The 21,520-nt window shown below is 33.6% G+C and carries 21 protein-coding genes, 1 tRNA gene and 1 pseudogene; 13 read left to right on the plus strand and 10 right to left on the minus strand.

Annotation, left to right across the window (positions count from 1 at the left end):
- Positions 1–10 precede the first annotated feature (10 nt).
- The gene (locus G7051_RS06975) at positions 11–439 is read right to left on the minus strand and encodes a bacteriophage CI repressor (protein ID WP_166199182.1); all 429 of its coding nucleotides are present in this window, start codon (positions 437–439) and stop codon (positions 11–13) included.
- A gap of 115 nt (positions 440–554) precedes the next feature.
- On the opposite strand from G7051_RS06975, the gene G7051_RS06980 reads away from it, so the two are divergent.
- Positions 555–800 carry a hypothetical protein gene (locus G7051_RS06980; protein WP_166199183.1) on the plus strand — a complete coding sequence of 82 codons (246 nt, stop codon included), beginning with the start codon at positions 555–557 and terminating at the stop codon, positions 798–800.
- Positions 801–894: 94 nt separating this feature from the next.
- Positions 895–1,206: a hypothetical protein gene (locus G7051_RS06985; RefSeq protein ID WP_166199184.1), complete on the plus strand. Its 312-nt coding sequence runs from the start codon at positions 895–897 to the stop codon at positions 1,204–1,206.
- Positions 1,207–1,568: 362 nt separating this feature from the next.
- Here the strand turns inward: G7051_RS06985 and G7051_RS06990 are convergent, their stop codons facing one another.
- The gene (locus G7051_RS06990) at positions 1,569–3,068 is read right to left on the minus strand and encodes a helicase HerA-like domain-containing protein (RefSeq protein ID WP_166199185.1); all 1,500 of its coding nucleotides are present in this window, start codon (positions 3,066–3,068) and stop codon (positions 1,569–1,571) included.
- 84 nt (positions 3,069–3,152) lie between these two features.
- On the opposite strand from G7051_RS06990, the gene G7051_RS06995 reads away from it, so the two are divergent.
- A complete protein-coding gene (locus G7051_RS06995; RefSeq protein WP_166113001.1) occupies positions 3,153–3,614 on the plus strand; it encodes a GNAT family N-acetyltransferase in 462 nt (153 codons plus the stop codon).
- A 4-nt stretch (positions 3,615–3,618) separates the two neighbouring features.
- On the opposite strand, the gene G7051_RS07000 is transcribed toward G7051_RS06995, so the two are convergent.
- Positions 3,619–4,809 carry a hypothetical protein gene (locus G7051_RS07000; protein ID WP_166199186.1) on the minus strand — a complete coding sequence of 397 codons (1,191 nt, stop codon included), beginning with the start codon at positions 4,807–4,809 and terminating at the stop codon, positions 3,619–3,621.
- A 157-nt stretch (positions 4,810–4,966) separates the two neighbouring features.
- On the opposite strand from G7051_RS07000, the gene G7051_RS07005 reads away from it, so the two are divergent.
- The 4 genes from G7051_RS07005 to def all read left to right on the plus strand — a co-directional run bounded on the left by G7051_RS07005 (position 4,967) and on the right by def (position 8,026).
- A complete protein-coding gene (locus tag G7051_RS07005) occupies positions 4,967–5,659 on the plus strand; it encodes a NigD-like protein (RefSeq protein WP_166199187.1) in 693 nt (230 codons plus the stop codon).
- A 267-nt stretch (positions 5,660–5,926) separates the two neighbouring features.
- Positions 5,927–6,538, plus strand: coding sequence for a hypothetical protein (locus G7051_RS07010; RefSeq protein ID WP_166199188.1), 612 nt, complete (start codon positions 5,927–5,929; stop codon positions 6,536–6,538).
- A gap of 49 nt (positions 6,539–6,587) precedes the next feature.
- Positions 6,588–7,361 (plus strand): acetylglutamate kinase, encoded by a 774-nt coding sequence (argB, locus tag G7051_RS07015; RefSeq protein WP_166199189.1) that lies wholly within the window; start codon positions 6,588–6,590, stop codon positions 7,359–7,361.
- 50 nt (positions 7,362–7,411) lie between these two features.
- On the plus strand, positions 7,412–8,026 hold the full coding sequence (def, locus tag G7051_RS07020) for a peptide deformylase (protein WP_166199190.1): 615 nt from the start codon (positions 7,412–7,414) through the stop codon (positions 8,024–8,026).
- A gap of 16 nt (positions 8,027–8,042) precedes the next feature.
- On the opposite strand, the gene G7051_RS07025 is transcribed toward def, so the two are convergent.
- Both G7051_RS07025 and G7051_RS07030 read right to left on the minus strand, forming a co-directional pair.
- A complete protein-coding gene (locus tag G7051_RS07025; RefSeq protein WP_166199191.1) occupies positions 8,043–9,224 on the minus strand; it encodes a virulence RhuM family protein in 1,182 nt (393 codons plus the stop codon).
- A 122-nt stretch (positions 9,225–9,346) separates the two neighbouring features.
- A pseudogene (locus G7051_RS07030) lies at positions 9,347–9,712 on the minus strand (IS1595 family transposase); the annotation flags it as partial.
- 151 nt (positions 9,713–9,863) lie between these two features.
- Here G7051_RS07030 and G7051_RS07035 point away from each other — a divergent pair.
- Together G7051_RS07035 and G7051_RS07040 are read left to right on the plus strand one after the other, a co-directional pair.
- Positions 9,864–9,936, plus strand: a tRNA-Pro gene (locus tag G7051_RS07035).
- Positions 9,937–10,306: 370 nt separating this feature from the next.
- Positions 10,307–10,921, plus strand: coding sequence for a TetR/AcrR family transcriptional regulator (locus G7051_RS07040; RefSeq protein WP_166113019.1), 615 nt, complete (start codon positions 10,307–10,309; stop codon positions 10,919–10,921).
- Between the two features lie 59 nt (positions 10,922–10,980).
- Here G7051_RS07040 and G7051_RS07045 read toward each other — a convergent pair whose 3' ends face one another.
- Entirely contained in the window at positions 10,981–12,147 is a 1,167-nt protein-coding gene (locus G7051_RS07045) for a VWA domain-containing protein (RefSeq protein ID WP_166199193.1), read from the minus strand.
- 153 nt (positions 12,148–12,300) lie between these two features.
- Here G7051_RS07045 and G7051_RS07050 point away from each other — a divergent pair, with 153 nt between their 5' ends.
- Positions 12,301–14,094, plus strand: a complete 1,794-nt coding sequence (locus G7051_RS07050; RefSeq protein WP_166199194.1) for a histidine kinase — start codon at positions 12,301–12,303, stop codon at positions 14,092–14,094.
- Positions 14,095–14,120: 26 nt separating this feature from the next.
- Positions 14,121–14,870, plus strand: coding sequence for a LytTR family DNA-binding domain-containing protein (locus tag G7051_RS07055; protein ID WP_166199195.1), 750 nt, complete (start codon positions 14,121–14,123; stop codon positions 14,868–14,870).
- Positions 14,871–14,981: 111 nt separating this feature from the next.
- Here G7051_RS07055 and G7051_RS07060 read toward each other — a convergent pair whose 3' ends face one another.
- Both G7051_RS07060 and G7051_RS07065 read right to left on the minus strand, forming a co-directional pair.
- The gene (locus tag G7051_RS07060; protein ID WP_166199196.1) at positions 14,982–16,286 is read right to left on the minus strand and encodes a lipopolysaccharide assembly protein LapB; all 1,305 of its coding nucleotides are present in this window, start codon (positions 16,284–16,286) and stop codon (positions 14,982–14,984) included.
- Between the two features lie 36 nt (positions 16,287–16,322).
- Complete coding sequence (locus G7051_RS07065) at positions 16,323–16,514, minus strand: hypothetical protein (RefSeq protein ID WP_166199197.1); 192 nt, start codon at positions 16,512–16,514, stop codon at positions 16,323–16,325.
- 357 nt (positions 16,515–16,871) lie between these two features.
- On the opposite strand from G7051_RS07065, the gene G7051_RS07070 reads away from it, so the two are divergent.
- A complete protein-coding gene (locus tag G7051_RS07070) occupies positions 16,872–17,948 on the plus strand; it encodes a glycosyltransferase family 2 protein (protein ID WP_166199198.1) in 1,077 nt (358 codons plus the stop codon).
- On the opposite strand, the gene wzx is transcribed toward G7051_RS07070, so the two are convergent.
- Positions 17,945–19,378 (minus strand): O-unit flippase-like protein, encoded by a 1,434-nt coding sequence (wzx, locus tag G7051_RS07075; protein WP_166199199.1) that lies wholly within the window; start codon positions 19,376–19,378, stop codon positions 17,945–17,947. The two genes, G7051_RS07070 and wzx, sit on opposite strands and share 4 nt — an antisense overlap.
- A gap of 44 nt (positions 19,379–19,422) precedes the next feature.
- Positions 19,423–20,259: a class I SAM-dependent methyltransferase gene (locus G7051_RS07080; protein ID WP_166199200.1), complete on the minus strand. Its 837-nt coding sequence runs from the start codon at positions 20,257–20,259 to the stop codon at positions 19,423–19,425.
- A gap of 316 nt (positions 20,260–20,575) precedes the next feature.
- Between G7051_RS07080 and G7051_RS07085 the strand changes: the two genes are divergently transcribed.
- Entirely contained in the window at positions 20,576–21,475 is a 900-nt protein-coding gene (locus G7051_RS07085; RefSeq protein WP_166199201.1) for a class I SAM-dependent methyltransferase, read from the plus strand.
- Positions 21,476–21,520 lie beyond the last annotated feature (45 nt).

Below are 21,520 nucleotides of genomic sequence, written 5' to 3' on the forward strand. Positions count from 1 at the left end.
AGTGCGGTTTTTAATCTTCTCTATTTATAACCGGAAAAATAACTTCTCCTCTTTTGATCATCTCGATCATATTCTTATGCCCTTCAATTTCTAACTTAAGAGATTGGATATGATCTTTCAAATCTATTATATACTCATCTTTTAATTTTTCAACAACATCTTCCGCTACCAAGGAATGGGTAGCTGCATCTTGAGGATAAGGTTTAGCAGAATCAGACATATCAATAAACATATCTCCACTACCAGTTAGTAGCCAATGCAAATTGACATTGGGAAATTTTTCCCATATTTTGAATACATTTTTACATCCAGTATCAGTTCCTTCTTTAATAACTTTAGCCAAAGTCTTTCTTGAGACTTCAATATGATCCTCAAAAGATGTGATATTTTTAGCTCCTAAAGCAGTTATCAAAGAACTTAGCCTTTCTCCAAATGTCATAAAATATTTTTTTTGGTAAAATTTTCCAATTCAAATAAAATCGAGTGAAAATTTTACTATATTTGTATTCTCATTAACTTTACATGTTACAAAAGTAACTAAATTCGTGAATAATATGGCGATAGAAAAGAAATACTACTCTTTTACTCCCGGATTGGAACTATTATCAAAATCTGATTATGGTAAAATTCAAGGGGAGATTATTGATTTTTTAGGTTGTTCAAAACAAGACTATTACCGAAAACGGACTTGCTATGTAAATATTCCTGCCCATATCAAAGAGGGCATCGAACTAATATTCAAAAAATACGAAATTCATGACCTCAACTCTATTTGGGAAATTAAAGATTCCGAAAAGTAAGATAACCGAACACTCTATTTCGATTAAAAAATAGCACCGATAGGTCTTACTCCCTAAGATTTGCAAACTAGCCTGAAACTACAAAACGTTTTTTATGGAAGCTCAAATCCGTGTAGTACACAACGAAGCCTCTATTATTATAGATTCGCCTCAAACATTCATCTCATTCGACCAACGGTATGCTCTCAAAGGATATCCTATTCCCTGCGAACTCTTTTTTAAACCCATACCCGAAGTAATGATGATGATAGAATCGTCCGGAATTGTCGAAATAGATCCCGACTTTACACGCTATTCAACCGAATCGGGGGTTTGCAGCATACTTTTGATACCTCAAACAGGATATTCAAATGAAAAAATGATCCGATTATTTTCAAATGTACTGGTCAAATTCAATCTCGCTTAATTTTAACAACTACACTACTATTTTATATATCAATCGAGAATGAGCAAAGCTACCAATCTTATTTGGGAAGCTTTGCTTTCTTTATTAAGAGAGTATATGGTTTGAGTATGGAATTAAATTACGAGCCGGATTTAGTATTTAACCACGAAGGAAACTTCATTGGTATTGACAGATAATAATGCATCTGATATAAAAATAGCCAAAGATTAAGAAAGTCTTTGGCTATTTTAAGTTCGTCGAACTATTTATTGCTTTGGCTTTAGGGGGTAAACCTGTGTGTTCTCCTATTTCGGACAAACACATAGGCCTGCCCCTACCAACAAAAATATATCATTACATATTTTCTTTTACTTATTTATACTCTATTTCTTTTTTCCTTTAAATAACGACTTCGCTAATTCGCGGGCAACAGGAATCAGAAATGTGGTTGCTATCGCACCCCAGAATTTAGTACGTTGCTTAGATGCTTGCTGATCGGCTTTCTCCTGAGCTCGTTCCTGTTTTTCTTGCTCTTTGCGTGCTTTTTCATCTGTTTTTGCCTGCTCTGCATTGTCTTTTTCTTGTTGAATACTATTCAGACGAGCCATCAAAATTTCATAGGCAGATTCTCTATCTACACCTTCTCCATAATGGCGATATAATAAAGAGCCTTCTATCATCAATTTCCGTTCATCTGCGGTAATAGGTCCTATCTGTCCTTCAGGAGGTAAAATATAAGACCTTTCAACAGGTTGTGGAGCGCCTTTTTCATCCAGAAACGAAACGAGAGCTTCGCCCGTTTCCAATTCCGAAATAGCTTTCTCTGTATCGAAAGCAGGATTAGCACGGAAACTTTGGGCTGCGACCTTCAGTGCTTTCTGATCTTTAGGTGTATATGCTCTCAAAGCATGTTGAATACGATTTCCCAATTGAGCCAATACTGAATCGGGTATATCAGCTGGACTCTGGGTTACAAAGTAGACCCCTACCCCTTTAGAGCGAATCAGCCTCACTACTTGTTCCACTTTATCGACTAATGCTTTGGGTGCATCACTGAAAAGCAAATGTGCCTCATCAAAAAAGAAAACCAGCTTGGGTTTTTCGGGATCTCCTACTTCGGGAAGCACGTCAAATAATTTGGTCATCATCCACAACAGAAAAGTCGAATATACCTTGGGCGAATTCATCAGCTTATCTGCTGCAAGTATATTAATAATACCTTTATTGCCATTGGTTTGAATCAGGTCATCCAGATTAAGGTTAGGTTCACCGAAAAAGTGATCGGCACCGTCTTGCTCCAATTGAAGCAAACCTCTCTGAATAGCTCCTATACTGGCTGTAGATATATTTCCGTAATTGGTAGTAAACGAATTACTATTGTTGCCAACATACTCTATTATCTTTTGTAAATCTTTCAAGTCAATTAATTCCAGAGATTCGTCCTTTGCTACCTTAAAAATGATAGATAAGACTGCACTTTGTGTATCATTGAGAGCCAATAAGCGACTGAATAAAAGTGCTCCCATATCGGCTACAGTAGCACGAACAGGCACACCCTGTTGTCCGAATACATCCCAAAACTGAACAGGGGATTCCTGAAATTCAAATCCTTTATCATTCAAGTGGTACGACTCTACCCTCTTTACCACACTTTCTTTATTTCCTCCCGATTTAGCCACTCCTGACAAATCGCCTTTAATATCGGCAGCAAAGACAGGAACTCCCATTTTACTGAAAGTTTCGGCCAGATTTTGCAGCGTCACAGTTTTTCCTGTACCGGTTGCACCCGTTATTAAACCATGACGATTAGCCATTTTAGAGTTTAAGATTATTTCTTTATCTCCCGAAATCGCCACAAACGCTTTTTTATCATTATCAAACATAATTTTTGTGCCTTTTTGTAATAAAATTCGTAACTATACAAAAATAAACATTTAATCTATCTCACCTTATTTTAATATAACTTTATGAATGACCTAGTTATAAAAGTTCTTACCAGTTATAAAGAAGATGCTTTCGAATTATTTCTTCTTGCTGATCCATCTTATAATCAGATCAATAGTTACATTATGGAATCGGTTATATACGGTGCATACTTAGACGACATTTTGATAGCTACCTATGCCCTTCTACCTGTTGATGAACTCACTATTGAGATTAAAAACATTGCTGTCGCGGAAAATGTTCAGAGAAAAGGCGTAGGCACATTATTATTGGATCATGCAAAAGAAACTGCCATATCAATGGGATTTAAACAAATAACAATTGGTACCGCCAATAGCAGTATATACCAATTGTTGTTTTATCAGAAATGCGGATTTGAGATTTTTGAATTGAGAAAAAACTTCTTTACAGATAATTACCATCAGCCTATTTTTGAAAATGGCATTCAGGCTAAACATATGATTGTATTATCTTATTCTCTATAAGAATTTAGAAAGTGTAGCCTAATCTCACTTGAATGGTTTTCAATTGATCACCGTTTCTTTTTGCATTATCATATACAACACGGACAAAAACAAATTGTTTCTTATTCACACTCATATCAAGTCCTAGGGCTGCATAATAACCCAAAAAAGAAGTTTCAGGCAAAATATAATTATTCTTTTCAAATGGAGTTACTTGTACTGTTGTTTCATAATAATAAGTACTTGATTTACTAAACAAAGAAGATAGAGTTGCCCCTCCCTCAACTGTAGGCCTATATTTTCCTTTGGGGTAGGTATACTTCATTCCCAATCTTGCGACGAAAGTCAACGCATCAAAATTGAATTTCACTTTAGAAGTATATCCTTCATTACTCTTATAGCTTTTTTCTTCATCTGCTTTTACACTAGATAATGAAAGATCAACTAATAAACTAAAAGATTCGGATGACTGGGGAAGATAAAAATTGACTTGTCCTCCAATAGTTGGCGAAATATACTTGAATGGATTTATAAGTGCCAATCTTTCATCATAAAATGAATAGCTCTGAAAACCTAAACCTGCATATATTGAATACTTAAGAGCTATAAACTTTTTTTCTTTTTTTGCTTCAAATTCAATACATTGCTCTCCATTGGTACACATCTCTTCGTGATATTTTTTGGTAAGTTTTTTTATTGACTCACGATTAAATGGAGTTTTATATGCTTCTTGGGCTACCGGATAAGTATCCTTAAATAAATAGAACATAATACCTTTATATTTCTCATCTCCTCGATCCGTTGTTTTGTCATCCGGCTTCTTTGTAATATACGTCTGCTTACCTTTTTCATCCTCGAAAAAATAATATTCCAAATCATCTGCATAAAAATATAAATTCATCGTTCCCTGAAGTAGGTATTCTATAAATACTTTACGTGGAATACTGTCTATTTTTATATCTTTAGTCACATAATAACGTCCTTCATCTATAAATCTATAGCCTGCAATTTCTCCCGGAAAATATATTTTACTATTATCAGCCTCTGTCTCTTTAAAGTCACAAGATTTAGCATTCTTTTTATCTGTTCTTAAATTTATTAAGCCTCTGATTGTATCATTTTCATTGGTAATCAAATAACCCTGCTTGTAATTGTTTTGTGCATCAAGCATTGTTGAAAAAAAGAACAAAAACGAAAAAAAGAAAATTGTACGCATGTTTATTAAAATAAAAGATAATTATCTATTGTCTATTTGGTCTGCAAATATAAATCATTAAAAACAAATTTTATATGTTTTTCACATTCTATAAGTGCAACAATTGAGAAACTTCTGCATCTAAAATATAAAGAATAAAAAGAGGAGGAGTTTTACAATGAAAAAAATAAGATACAGCCTAATTTTGGTAATTAGCTTGATCGCAATTTTCACATTCAATTCATGTAATAATGATGACGGTTATAGCCTTGGAAACTACAGGCTGGATATAGCTACTGTAAATGCAATAGACAGCACTTCGGGTACTTTCTATTTAACATTAGACAATGGCAGTACTTTATTACCGGTAGCATCCGACTCGTATTACAAACCTCAGTTTAACAAAAGGGTAATCGTAAACTATACGTTACTATCCGATAAAACAGGTGTATACGATCATGCTATAAAAATAAATGCGATACAGGATATATTAACCAAAGAGGTAATTGATCTGACTTCTGAAAATGAGAAAGAAATAGGTAAAGATCCCATCAAAATTCTTGATTTATGGACAGGCGACCATTTTCTTAATATTCATTTCGGATACAATACTGGAGGAGAAAAAATACATGTTATCAATCTGGTAAGAAATAAACTGGATAAAGTAACCACTACTCCTAATGGTACGATTGCATTAGAATTCAGACACAACGCTAATGGTGATCCACAAAGATACGGTACTAAAAATTATGTTGCTTTTGATTTGCGACCTTTTCAAACAGAGAATAGAGACTCTATCCATTTTATCATTAAAGTTTTCGATTTCAATGATGAAACCAAAGAGTATCCAATAACGTATAAATACAAATAACGATACAAATTGCAAATTTACCTGTACTATGTATTTTTAATGCAACAGGTATTTTGATAATTACTTTTTGATTTTCCTGGAAAAGAGATCCCTGTGAAGAGGTCTCTTTTTTGTTTTAATGACAAAAAGTATTCAATAGGGCATCTTGTGGCTATTTTTGTGTAAATACAACAGGCTATTTACTTCACATGCCAAGGCAATAAAAAGACTTGAGACGTTAAAATTACAAACCAACTTATTATATTTGCAGATAATAAATATCTCAATATGAAAAAGATTATTATCTCACTGGCTATACTATCCACAGGTTTTGCATGCAATAGTGCACCAACTAAAGAGGTATCAAAAGCCGGTTCTGATAACAAGGATACTGTTTCTATAGTAGAAGAAAAGCAGGATACAACAACAGAAAATATACCATCAAAAGAGTCTTTAGATCAATATTTCACCAAAGACGGAGAATGGATTCAGATCAAAAATGCATTATCGGCAGATCAGACAGGTATATATGTCTATTTTCAGGCACCTGATGATGTGGCAAAAAATCTAAGAATGCGTATTCAATATGGAGGCGAAAGCGCTTATAAATATACTATTGACGGTGAATCGTTTACCTACAAAGCTAACCGGTCACAAGGTTCTGATAATAGATTTGTCGAAGGATCGTCATTTAGTTGGTATGATAATGATGTGAAAAATAAGGACTATAAATTCCTGCAAGCTCTTAGTAATTCTAAAAATGCCAAAGTAATATTAAGCAACGGCAGTTCTTTTACTATAAGTGACGAAACAAAAGCAGGAATCAAAAGAACTTTAGATTATTTTGAAGCTCTGGATGGATTACTTCCCAAAACCAATATGGTAAATATCAGAAGATAATAAACTGATACCTATTTTACTTAATTAGATACATTTACAATATACATATATGCCATTAAATAAGCTTACAATCATAAAAGTAGGAGGTAAAATTGTTGAAGAAGAAGACTCTTTAAAACAATTGCTACACGATTTCTCAAAAATAGACAGTTTTAAAATACTGGTACATGGCGGAGGCAGATCAGCCACCAAAATAGCCGAACGCTTGGGTATAGAAAGTAAAATGGTAGACGGCAGACGTATTACCGACAGCGAAACATTGCAAGTAGTTACGATGGTATACGGCGGACTTGTGAATAAAAATATTGTTGCCGGATTACAATCTCTGGGTGTAAACGCTTTGGGATTAACAGGTGCCGATATGGATATTATAAGATCGGATAAACGCCCTGTTAAAGAAATTGATTATGGCTTTGTAGGCGATGTAAAAAAGGTAAAAGGCGATGTTTTAAAACTTTTGATTGACCAGAATATTGTACCCATTATAGCTCCGCTTTCACATGACGGACAAGGTAATATGCTAAATACCAATGCCGATACTATGGCTGCGGAAACGGCTCAGGCAATGTCTCAATATTATGATGTAAGTCTGGTATACTGTTTCGAAAAGAAAGGGGTATTGATGAATGAACATGACGATGACAGTGTTATTCCTCAACTAGATAAGGCCAGCTATCAGAAATATGTACAAGAGGGTATTATTCAGGGAGGAATGCTTCCTAAGCTCGAAAATGCTTTTAAATCAATAGAAAAAGGAGTCAGTGAGGTAGTCATCACCAAAGCTTCTGAAATAGGAAAAGGCAAAGGAACAGTAATTATATAAACATCAATTTAAAGAGCAATATCAAGTATTTTTTACTTAAAATATAGTATATGAAACTCTCTTTAGTATTACTAATAGTTTTAACTCTCTTTTCAGTAAAAAGTATGGCACAATTTACCCAAGACGAGAAAGATTTGATAAATAGCGGAACGACAGAAACTCCATTTAGAGTACTGAAGGTTACAGACCAACAAGATTCTATCTTTCTGAGACAAAAATGTTCTGATATTGAAAATATAAACGAGTCGGAAGATCTTCAGTTATTAATAGATCGACTTAAGGCAACTATGGCGGCCGAATCGGGGGTTGGCATTGCTGCACCTCAGGTTGGTATAGGTAGAAACATATTCTTATTTACCCGTATCGATAAGGCAAATTATCCGGTAATAGTAGCCATTAATCCCAAAATAGTAAATCACCCGGAAGAAACCATATGCTTCGAACGCGACGGTTGCCTATCTATACCGGGCATCAGTGGAAATTCTATCCGTTATCCTTGGGTTGATGTGGAATATACTGACGAAAACGGAAATCTGGTTCAAGAAAGATTGGAGGGATATTCACGCGAAAGTGATTTTACGGGTATTATATTTCAGCACGAATTTGACCATCTGCAAGGGGTACTATTTATAGACAAACTTTGTTCTTCTACTGAAAAAAAATAAGAGTTCGAAACTAAATTTAATCTTGAATATTGAAGTTCTCGTCTTGACTGTCTTTATTCCTATTCTGTGGATTTTTATTTAATGCTTTATTTAGTTGCTCATTAAATTCTGACATAGTTTTACCTCCTAATGCATCCTTAATACTAAATCCAAAATCTTTTTTAGTTTTAGGTAACTTATTAGTTGTTTTTATTTCATCAACTATTTTGTCAAAATCAGAGATATATTCTTGGTCTTGAGTAATTCTAAATTTTTGATACTCTTCTTCTGCGATTTGTTTTGCTAACTTCGCAGAAATTTTACCGGCATTATCAAGAATGTTATACTCATTAAATCCAAGGAAAGCGTCTAAGCGTGCAACCCAATCAACCATCTTCATTACTTTTTGCCTTTTGGCTAAATTTTCGGCAAAATCCAAATACATTGAAACTACCCTGTTTAAACTATCTAATTCTTCTGCATACAAATAATTCTTAGCATTAGAAACATCGCTTTTTAAAATTTTACCCCCTTTTTTCTCATTTTTCCATGAAGTCAATCCCATATTAGGCTTTCTAGAGTCCGCTCTTTTCTTCACTAACTCAGCTGCAGTATTATTATGGATTGCAAAATGTAACTTATTTTGCACTGTCGCATAAAATTCATGTGTTATAGTCGAATTTGGATCATAATCAATACTACATTGTGCGTATATATCGGTAATTTTTTGATAAAAACGTCTTTCCGAGGATCGGATTTCCCTAATCCGCTCAAGTAATTCATCGAAGTAATCTTTTCCGAAGGCTTCCTTTCCTTGTTTTAAGCGATCATCATCGAGTGCAAATCCCTTAACCAAGTATTCTTTTAATACACTTGTTGCCCAAATTCTGAATTGAGTGGCTTTGTACGAACTTACTCGATAACCAACTGATATTATAACATCTAAGTTATAAAACTCAATTTCTCGACTAACATTTCTTTGTCCTTCAGTTTGAACTGTTCGAATTTTTCGAATAGTTGAACTTTCTTTTAATTCTTTTGATTCAAAAATATTTTTTATATGATAATTAATCGTATTTATTTCAACATCAAATATCTCAGACATAGATTTTTGTGTAGCCCATACAGTTTCGTCTCCAAATATTACTTGTATTTTTGTTGTTCCATCATTACCTTGATAAAACAAAAATTGCGACTGATTATCTAATTCATTCTCCATATATTAATCTCTATAAAGTAAATATTGCCAATATTAATAATAAAAAATTAAATCTAATCTTTTTACTGTTCCTATACATCCACAAATCTGCATTTTATTAGTTCCATACTTATTTTCGGCTATAACAAATAAGTTCTAATCCGTTGAAGCATAGACCATGCGGTTTTTTGGGTAACACCTATATCTTTAGCTAATGCGAGAGAAGAAATATTCTTGTTATTATAAGTCGCCAACCAAATTGCTAAGAACCATTTTTGAAGATCAACTTTACTATTATCAAATAGAGTATTTGTTTTTACATTAAAATATTTACCCGTATTCTTACAACGATACCTATTATTTTTACATCTGTAGACCTTGGAACTTGGATCAAAGGGACTTATAACCCTACCATTCCAACGTAAAATTTCTAAATGCTCAATACAAGCTTGCTCATCAGGAAAAGCTTGCAATAATTCTAATACTGAATTAAATTCCTTATTAATCATTTTTATTGTGAATATAAAAATACAAATATAAGAAGATAATTACATAGAAAAAGATTAAATCTGTAGATATTATATACATGATTACATAGAGAAAGCAAAAAGAAATATTGCTTAAAAACAAGAATTCATTTATTTTTGTAAGGCAATATTTCGGGATGTAGCACAGTTGGTAGCGCGCCACGTTCGGGACGTGGAGGTCGGACGTTCGAGTCGTCTCATCCCGACAGGTTACAAAGTATATTTCTCCACTTTTCAGTACTTATACAAAACAATTAGGGTATCCTAAAGGGTATTATCCAACCCAATACTTCGATTTTCATATCCCAAATATCATTTTTCGTTAACATATGCGGTATTGTTATCGAATAATTCTTATTTTTGTAATGTTGACACACTATATTAAAGTCTCAGAGCTATTTATTGTCCATACAAGTATAACACCCATTGGTAGTTATAACTTTAAAATACGACATTAAATACTTTTTGTAACTTAATAAGCAATAACATTTGATGCTATGCCATAGAGGCATAACAAAGTATACTTATTTCCCAAATAAGCATTAATAGGTCTGAGACCTTAATAATAATTGATAAATGAATCCCTCGAAGAAAAAAATACTGGAAAACGCATTTAATTTATTCCTCACCGAAAGTTACAGTTCCGTTTCTATGCAAAAAATACAAAATGCCTCCGGGGTTTCGCGGGGAGCTATTTATCATCACTTCAAAAGTAAGGAAGAGATTTTCGAAGAAGTGGTGAATGAGTATTTAATGCCTGCCTTTTCGAGTTATTCTATGATTCAGGAAGATGAAAAATCTTCGTTACAGAATATGATATATGCTTCTATTAAATGCCGTCAGAGCCATATTAACCTGCTGAAAGAGGTAACTTCTTTTAAACTTACTGATTTTTATTTTTTCAAATTCATCTTTCAGGCATCCGAACACTGCAAAGATTTTACGGAGCAAGTGAATGTATTATCCGAAAAAGAGTTTAACGGATGGAGAAACATTATTCAACTGGCTATGAGAACGGGTGAGATAAGATCAGATATCGAACTCGATTATGTGGCACAATCTTTTATGACCATTCCTCTAGGCTTGGGTATATTCTCGGCTTTCAGTAATTATATAAATATAAATACCAAAGATATACGATCGTCTTACCTTCGTTTCTATACCTTGCTTAAGAAACCCGGATTCATGTAAAAAGAGCCAAAGAATAATGCTTATCCTCTGACTCTTTTATAATAAATAGGTTTGAGACCTTAATTCTCGACAGTGTACCCTTTTACTTTGGCAAATGCCAGAAGAGATTCGCTTATCGCTTTCCCTAAATCTTCACCATCCGGATCGTTTTGAGATTGGTTATCAATATATTCCTGACGCTTCTTGGCTAAATCGGCTATTTCCTTTTGAATATCATTCCTTTCTTTTTCTTTTTGAGTAACCAGCTGTTTAATTTCATCTTTCGATTTGCCCTGTAGTTCTGTAGGAAGTTCTGCTTCTTTTATTTTATCCAAAGCTGCACCATCATCTTTCACCATATCGACCAAATCCCACGAACTGTTTTTGTACACCGATTTTGATTTACTTACGATACGTTCGGCAGAATTAGCTTTAGAGATAGATGCTGCATTTCTATCTTGAGTGACCTGATTCGCCTGTTTTTCATATCCTAATTGTCCATAACTGATATAAGTATCATTCAACTGTTGATTGCAACTACTTATACGATCATCGTAAGGAGTTTCTATGTAACGGACTCTGGCATTCGAATCTATATTGAAGAATTTACCTTTTCCTCTGACTGAGGCATCTTTCCATAAATCACGTATGCCCGTTTCGGGGTCTCCACAATGAATCGTATTTACGTATATATCTTTTCTGAGAGCCTGAGGTATAGATGTTTTATAGGATATTCTGCCTTGTTCAAATATTTCGTTTCCTGCAATATAGATTAGTTTCATATCCGACTCGTTACTCCCCCACTCCAACTCTTTTGTTGCTCGGCTTATGGCAGTTCCGCAATACTCTTCGCTACCGCTCGTTCTAAGTGCAAAGAGTTTTTCTGAGATCAAATCCAGATCGGTTGTCAAAGGGGTTATCTGATACATATAATCTCCTTCATACCTATTACCAGTTCCATAGGCATAGAGGGCAATTTCTATCTGTGGAGATTCTCCTCTATACTTTAGTGTCGTAAGTGTATTAACAATATTCCATAAGCGCGATTTGGCTTGCTCGATCAACCCATCCATACTACCCGACACATCTAAAAGAATGGCTACCTGAATTTTTGTAGCATTGGCAGATTTAACGGGTGCAGCAATTTCCTTCTCTTCCACTATATTTCGTGGAGCTGCCTGTGTACAACTTAATGCCATAAAAGCAAAGGAAAATAACATTGAACATGACAATAATAACTTTTTCATATCGTAATTAATTTATGTGTTTCTGGTTCAAATGTATATCTTCGGAAAATAAAATATCGACAAGAATGGGTAAACAGCCTGTTTGAATAGGTGAAATATAGAATGTAACTGTTTTAAAAGTATTTACTTTACATTCTAAATAGTGCAAAATATATGTATACAAGATATTTAATATACCTGGTCATTACTTTTTTACTGTCACAAGGCTCAATTGAGGCTCAGGATAGCAAAGGGCGTAAATCGCAAAGCAAAGCCATATTCGACTTGAGTAAATCGTTGGAAGATGGCGAATCGGACGAAAAGGTAGCATTAGAATACGAAAAGACGGCAAAAGAACAGATTGCTCAGGGAGAATATGCCAAAGCCGAAGATTACCTTAATCGGGCTAAGAAGTTATATGAGAAACTGAAAAACAAAGAAAAGATAGCCTATATAGACCGGGAAATAGCAAAAGTACAGGAGCAACAAAACAAACTACCTGAGGCCATATCTAGTTATAATCTGGCAGGTAAAGTATCGGAAGATAAGGTTCAACAGGCAATCAATACAAACGATGCCCAACGATTGATAAACAATTCGAACCCGAAAGCAAAATCATCTTATATACAACGAAATATAAATCTTTTGGAGAAATCTGCCAATACAGAGGATCGTTCCAATGCTTATCAGCAAATGGCAGAGGTGAATCTTGAAATGGATAATAAGGTAGAAGCCATCAATAATCTCGAGTACGCTCTGAAGGATGCCAAAAAGCCTGTAGAGATCATAAAGATAAACAAAGACATTGCCAACATATATGCTGCCGAGAATAAGCACGACAAGGTTATCGATATCAATAAAAAATTGGTAAAAGAGGCTGAAAAAACACAAGATACCAAGATTCAGGTAGAACAATTACAATCGTTATCGAATGCTTATTTTGAGGGACACGATACAGCTCAGGGAATTTCGTCATTGCAGGATGCTTACCATTTAGCCATGGAGGAAGGTCATACTATGGAGGCTAAAAAAAGTGTTGAACTACTTATCAATCAGTACAAAAAAGAAAAGAATACGCAAAAAGCCTTAGAATTATATGGTGATTTTATGAATCGGTTAGAAACCACAATTAAAGCAGACAGCTCATTCATGGATGCCCGTCTACTGCAATTAAACGAAGATAAAATAAAACAACTCGAGAGAGAACGATCTTTGAACGAACAGCTTATAAAGAAAAAGAATATTCTGAACTATGCCCTTATCGCTCTGATTGTATTGATTCTTATATTTCTTATTTTCACCATCAAAGCATTGTATTCTATTAAAATAAAGAATAAAAAGATTGCTTTACAATCGTTACGCCGCGAGATGAATCCTCATTTTATCTTCAATAGTTTGAATAGTATCAATCATTTTATTGCACAAAATAACGAATTGGAAGCTAATAAGTACCTCTCTTCGTATTCTAAACTGATGCGCAATATCATGGAGAATTCGAATAAGGATTTCATTACCTTAGCTACCGAAATAGAACAATTGCAGGAATATCTGGATCTGGAACATATGCGTTTCCAAGATAAATTTTCATACCAGATACAGATAGATAAGTCTTTGGATACAGATAGTATACTGGTTCCTAATATGCTTATACAGCCTCAACTTGAGAATGCTATTTGGCACGGATTAAGGTATAAAGAAAGTAACGGACTACTTATACTCTCCGTGAAACAGCACGAAGGCTATTTACAAGTCATTGTAGACGATAACGGGATAGGACTGAGTAAGAGCAAGGAGCTTAAAACAAAGCATCAGAAAATCCATCAATCAAGAGGTTTGAACAATACACTCGAACGTATCGGATTATTAAATAACTTGTATAAAAGTAAAATAACGATTGACATCAGCGAAAAAACAAAGAATGAAACAGGGGTTATTGTTATCATAACTTTTCCTCTAACCTTAAAATAAGTTTACAGAACTATTTACTTAAAGATATGCTACAAAAAATAAGAAGTGTAATAGTAGAAGACGAATCGGCAGCTCGTGAAGCTCTCAAAAGCTACTTGGCAAAATATTGTCCGCAAATAGAAGTCGTAGGCGAAGCACACAACAGCAAAGAGGCTATTTCGATACTTCATGAACTACAACCTCAACTGGTTTTTCTGGATGTGGAGATGCCTTTCGGAAATGCTTTTGATGTGTTGGACGAATGTAAAGACCTGTATTTCGAAACTATATTTGTAACCGCCTTTTCTGAATACTCGCTTCGGGCCTTAAACCAAAGTGCAGCCTATTATCTGCTTAAACCTTTAAGCATCGAAGAACTTATTCTGGCAGTCAACAAAGTACAAAAGCACATTATCAATAACGAGATATTTAACCGCAATAAAATTATTGTAGAAAATTTCAGAGAACCTAAACCCGAAAAGCAACAGGTAATACTACCTACTTTGGAAGGTTTTGAAGTCATCAAAATGGAGAATATAATCAGGCTCCAAGGCAATGGCAATTTTACCGATATTTATTTATCCGACAAAAGTAAAAAGATGGTATGCCGTTTTCTGAAGCATTTTACGGAGATACTTCCCCACCCTTTTATACGGGTTCACAAATCGCATATTATAAATATCCACTTTGTAAAATCGTATCATAAAGGTTCGGGCGGATATGTTGTTCTGGATGATAATACCGAAATAGAAATATCACCAAGTTATAAAGACGAATTTTTACAAGTATTCAAATAAGTGTGCATCCTTTTCAGTTCTCAGAACTTTTTATTGCTATAAAAATAAAAGGCTGTAGATTAATTAATCTACAGCCTTTTTAATACAAACCATTTGTTTTCCTATAACTAATTAATCATCTTCATCATCTAATATAGCCGCTATTTCGGCTTCTATATCTTTATATTCGGCAGCCATCGCCAGCAATTGATCTTTTATTCTCCGATACTTCTCTTCTTGAAATTTTATTTCTTCTTTATCTCTCTTATGTATCTTGAATATACTTGCTGCAAATACTAATAAAATGATACAAATAACTATTCCAACCAAGAGATATAGATATGCATACTTACGTAACTGATCGACTTGTTTATCTTTCTGATCCAAATGAAAATTTTTATCGGCAACTAAAAGGGATAATGGACGCTCATTTTTTGTGATCACATTTTTAATCGAATCTCCTAGTTCTTTATAATATAAGGCTTGTTTGTAGTCACCTATTTGTTTACAATAATCAACAAAAGAATTATATAAAACTTTTAAAGTTTGGTTATCTCCTATTTCAGCTAAACTTTTTTCTGAAAGATTAATGTAATACCTAGCTGAATCAGGCTGATTTTTAGCATTATATAAATCAGATAAAATAAGATATGTTTTAGCATAAATTTTGGCATCTGAAGTTTGTTTTAGGACATTATTTAGATAATTTAAAGACTTATCATAATCTTTCATACGAAAATAAATATATCCTAAATTATTCGATATAGCAACTTTAAATTCCTTATCACCCAGTGTATCAGCATATTTTTCAGCTTTCTGAAAATAAACATAAGCACTATCTACATCTTTAATTTCATCATAAGCACGACCTATTTCATTTGCAACTTGCATCTTATATTTATCTGTATCTTTTTCTTTCTCATAATAACTCAAAGCTTTTTTATAAAGTACAATAGCTGTATCCGTAATACCTTGCTCATAATACAAATTTCCCATAATATGCACGCCTTTACCTGCCAATACATTGTTATGAGATTGTATTGCATATGGTTCCGACTGCAAAAAAGACTCCAAGGCTTCATCGGACATATTTTTAGCACGGTATACTCTACCCGCAAAATAGTGTGCCAATGCAGCTTGTTCAGCATTATTTTTTTTATCAAAATACCGCTGTGCTTCAAAAATCAGAGTATCGTTTGTAATATCTTGTTTTGATCTTTGTTTTGCTTGTACCTGTATTACAATATATTGCATATAATTATCCTTATCCATATTTTCAGGATTCGAAATAGAATCCAAAAGAGTTAAAGCATAATCAGGGTTGCTTTCAGCTATATTTTGAGCTTGTTTTAATAAATCAATGGAGGTATTATCTTTTTTACAAGAAAAAAATAAACATATAAAAAACAGTAGTAGAAAGTTTGTTAAAGTCCTCATCACAAAAAAGTTTGGTTATAAATAGACTAAACGATATCAGTCGTTTTCAAAAATAGGTGTAGTAATAAATATAGTATCATTTACTTCATTCTGGGTAGATCTATTCATACTATCCGGATCTTTACCACCTACAGTATGCCCCGAATCCATTTCATCTTCACAAGAAGTCAAAAAAAGTCCGCAACAACCAATAAGAGCAATACCTAATAAAAAATGTTTGAGTTTCATAGTTTCTAAAATTTTATGATTGAGTGTGTTTATAAGCTGAAAATACAAGATAATTACTAATATTCTTCATAGTTTATGTGTATTAGATTCAATATCAAATAGATAATATTTAATAATAGTATTAGCTATTATATTGTGTATTAAATCATTTCATAATTTGAATCACAAAGTAAATTTAATTTTTCATTCTCTTATCTACCAAATAATCATTTAACAAAAACAATAGAAAACAATTATAAAAACAATTATTATTTGTTCCATTGCTTGTAAAATATTCAGATTTATTAATAAATGGTCATCTGTAATAATTTATTATATTTACCAAAACAATAAAAGGTTTAAAACCTGACTATCATAATGGATAATCTTCCTCATATATCAGTTATACTTCCGGTTTATAATGCTGAAAAGACACTATCGAAGTGTATTGAAAGCATTTTAAACCAAGAATTTCTTGATTTTGAATTGATCATAATAAATGATGGCAGTAACGATTTTAGTTTGTCAATTTGTGAAAATTATGCTGCACAAGATAGCAGGATAAAAATAATTAATAAACAAAACAACGGGGTATCAAGTGCACGCAATCTGGGTTTAGAGAATGTAAGAGGAAAATACATTTGCTTCGTAGATGCCGATGATTGGGTTGAAAAGGAATATCTATCGGCTTTTTTCAGAACCAACAAAAACCCTGATAAAGAAATAGTTATTCAAAGCTGTTTTGAAGATACGCAAATAGAATCGGCTATAAAATGTTTACTTCCTGACAAACAATATAATCGGGAAAAATTTGCTCGTGCTTTTCTTCAATTACGCATCTTGGGTTATGGTTATCCTTTTGCAAAACTGTATCAAACGGATGTGATAAATGAGCATAATTTACGGTTTGATACGCATATCCATTTTATAGAAGATCTTCTCTTTTTTCTTAATTACATGCAATACATGCAATTGTTGCGTACAGTTTCGGAAGCTCGATATCACTATACAATTCATTCATCCGATGTATCACTCTCCTATTCTCATAATCCGTATGAATCCGAAATAAAAGCTTATTATGCTGAAAAAGAAATATTAGAAACACTTACTGAAAAATTTAATTTTAGTATTCTCAGCGTTTATTATTGGAAAGCTAATAATGGCTTTTTATTTTACAGGGCAATACGGACTATTTATCGTCCGCAGTGGAAAAAACCTTTTTCGGAAAGAATATCTATACTAAAAGAGCAGTGGAACAGAGAAAATATTTATTGTTTAAAGGCGTATAGCCGGCAATCACTCAATGAGCAATTGAATAAAATAGCAGTAATGCTATATGTGAAAAAGCATATTTATCTGTATGATATGTATATGAACTTTTTTGTTTTTATCAGATACAATCTCCCATTTGTCTGGAAATTATTCAGAAAGAGTATAAAGGCTAAAAAGCATTAAGCAGATTGCCCTGAAATATTCCTACATTTTTGCAACAATGAATTATATCCTATTTTATAAATTTGCAGATAAGACACACCTAAATCTCTTGATACTACCAAAGGCCATTTCCAGTTGTGATATACTAATTGCACCATACCCGTCGCCAAAATAATACCATATATTCCCCAATGGAAAACACCCATAAAGAGTGGCGAAAGTAAGGCTATACTAAATCCCGAAAACAACGAAGCATACAGATAAGGTATTCTGTTTTTGGTAGTTAAAAGTAATAAAGGCAGCACATGATTGACATCGAGATAATAAACCACAAATAATAGAACCAAAGGAAGTGTGGGTAAAAAATAGGTTTGACTATGAATGAGTTCTAAAATACGGTTGCCAAACAACACTATAATTAATGCAGCGGAAAGATAAGTAAAAGTCATAATAAAGACACTTTCGCTGAATATTTTGCGAATGTCGTTCTTTCGATTCTCAATCTGAAATTGAGTAAAAAGAGGCATATGTGTCTGAAAGTAAAGTTGCGATATACGGCTTACAAACAATATCAATTGCATGGTTAACCCGTATTGACCTACCACCGATAATGGAAGAAACAGGGAAGCAAAAAAGATATTACCCCGTGTGGTAAAAAATATAGCCAACTCGGCCAATCCCACCTTAGAGGCATTGTATCGTATAATAGGGAGTATGTTTTGTGAATAGTAGGAGCTTTCTCTCAACAGCGCTTTCAATCCGTTTTTAAAAAAGAAACGATGGGCAAAAATTCTATTTACGATGACTGACAGACATGTGGCAATCGAAACCGAAATAATACCATACCCGCACATCAAACCAATAACAGTCACAGCAATATATACCAATTTGGTAATAATAATGAGTATATTATTCTCCTTTATCAGTCCTCTGCCTAAAAGTAGAGAGTTATAATAAAGATAAAAAAACTCGATAGATACCGCCACCCCATAAATGAACCAAGCAGTGAGTATATCGTCCGAATTATTAAGAGATGAAGATATATGCAGAATATAAATTGATCCTAAAACGGTAAGTAAACCCAATATGACAAGTGATACTGCTCCATAAAAAAGTTTCATCCCTTTTATTATACTTTTAAGCAAAGCATAATTAGGTCGATCCATTACAGGAGCCGAAGGGTCGATTCCCTCTTTAAGCAGCGTGGTTGCACCGCCAAAAGCATAAGCTACATTACGGGTAAAGGCACTCTGAAAGCCAAAATCGAGCAGTGCGACAAATGTACCGATAGTGAGGAAAATATACCATATGCCTAAAACATCTTGTGGAAGTGTTTTTAGAATAACAGGTAAAATAATAATACCTGCTCCCATATTAAAAAACTGGGCTACATAGCTCCAGATAATATCGGCTTTGGTTATTATTATTTTATTATGGTTATTTCCGGACATTTTAAATTAAGTAAAAGAGAATATTTAATGATGGTTTTGTAAACTTAAATTTTCTCACTGTCAATAACAGCAAAAGGTATGCTTAGTTTAAAGAAACCTTGATCTTCTGCTATCTTATTCATTTTATTTTCAATGATTTCGAAAATTTCAGCTTGTTTATCTTCGGATACAATATTTTTCCAGCTATCTAAAAAAGCAAGTCTTATAAAATAATACTGTAACATGGTCGATCCATCGGCAAAAGTATAATTAAATTGATCTTTTATGACCTTTTTTACCGAAAATCCGTTTTGTTCAACCAAGCTTACAAGTTCTTCGAGAGGTTTGCGCATCGTATAAATGTGATTCCGCATAACATCTATTTCCGTTTGCATGCCCCATTCTTTCAGCACCTCTTCCATTATATCATAAAACTCAATCATGGTTTCACTAAGATTCATGGTTTGAATGAATTGTCCCCCACTCTTCATTATACGTGAACATTCACTCAGTGTTTTATTCAGATCCGAAACGTTATTTAATCCGTTATTGCTCGTTATTAAATCAACCGATCTATCTCCAAGGGGTATATTTTCGGCTACACCTCTGATAATTTCTACATTGTCGATTCCATAAAAAGCTATTTTCTTTTCAGCTCTTTTAATAGCTGCTCCCCACGGATCTATTCCATATACTTTACTCGATTTACCGAATCTCATAGCCAATTCGGTAAGTGGAAAACCTGCTCCGAATCCGATATCAAGAACAGTACTGTTTTTTCTCATCCTTACATTTTCGAGTAGTTTTAAACCAAAAGGAGCAGCCCAAAAGGGTAATTCATCGAATAACTCAATTAATTCATCGGAATTAAAATCAAAAGTGGTGATTAAATGATCGTTCATAATCTGTGAAGTTTAGTAAATATTTATTGTTGTATTTCTCATTTACAATCCGAAAAAATAACAAATCTCAACTATTTTAAGGTCTCAGACGTATTTATTGTCCATCCAAGTATAAAAACAATTGGTAATTATAGCTTTAAAATGTAATATTAAATACTTTCTGCTACTTGAAATATGAGTCTTTTCAAAAGTAGATAAATATTACAAATATCGTATCTTTGCCTTGATATTAAGTACTATGTACCATCTATTTATTGCATTTTAGATTCAGTTTTAAATGCTGTACTTAGATATTTTACTAAAAAAACTCCACTTTATGCTTCTTTTAGAACCTCAGCACTGGACAGATTATGAGTTAATAGATTCGGGTAATTATGAAAAACTCGAACGATTCGGAAAACACATCCTGGTACGCCCCGAACCTCAGGCAGTATGGCAAAAATCGCTGCCGGAAAAAGAATGGGAAGACATGGCTGATGCTATTTTCAGACGCGAAAAGGGAAAATCGTCACAGGATGGTAGCGAAAGGGGAGAATGGATTCAGAAAAAAGGAATGCCCGATCAGTGGTTTATTAACTATGATTATAAGGATATGCACCTTAAATTTCGTTTAGGGCTTACTTCTTTTAAACATGTAGGTATATTTCCCGAACAAGCCGAAAACTGGAATTTTATTTATGATACCATCAAAAGCTTCGATGTAAGTGAACCCAAAGTATTAAACCTTTTTGCTTATACAGGAGGTGCTTCTATTGCTGCGAAAAGTGCAGGAGCTGATGTTACCCATGTAGATTCTGTTAAACAGGTTATTACATGGTCACGCGAAAATATGGAGGCTTCGAACCTCGATAATATCAGATGGATTGTCGAAGATGCTCTCAAATTTTGCAGACGTGAAATAAAACGAGGCAAAAAATACAACGGTATTATTCTCGATCCTCCTGCTTATGGTCGTGGTCCTGATGGCGAACGATGGATTCTGGAAGAAAACATAGCAGAACTGATGTCGATCTGCCATGAATTACTAGAGAACGAAAATTCATTTCTTATACTTAATCTCTATTCGATGGGATTTTCGCCGGTAATAGCTGAAAACTTAATTAAAAATTACTTTCCTGCTATCGAATCATATCAATATGGAGAACTTTTGATACCCGAAAAATCGGGGAAAAGATTACCTCTAAGCATTTTCATTCGATTCAAAAAAATAAAATAAGTTAGCAGAATTATTTCTTATTCAGGTAAACAAAACAGCTATAAA

The sequence above is a fragment of the Dysgonomonas sp. HDW5B genome (assembly GCF_011299335.1).
Taxonomy (GTDB): domain Bacteria; phylum Bacteroidota; class Bacteroidia; order Bacteroidales; family Dysgonomonadaceae; genus Dysgonomonas_A.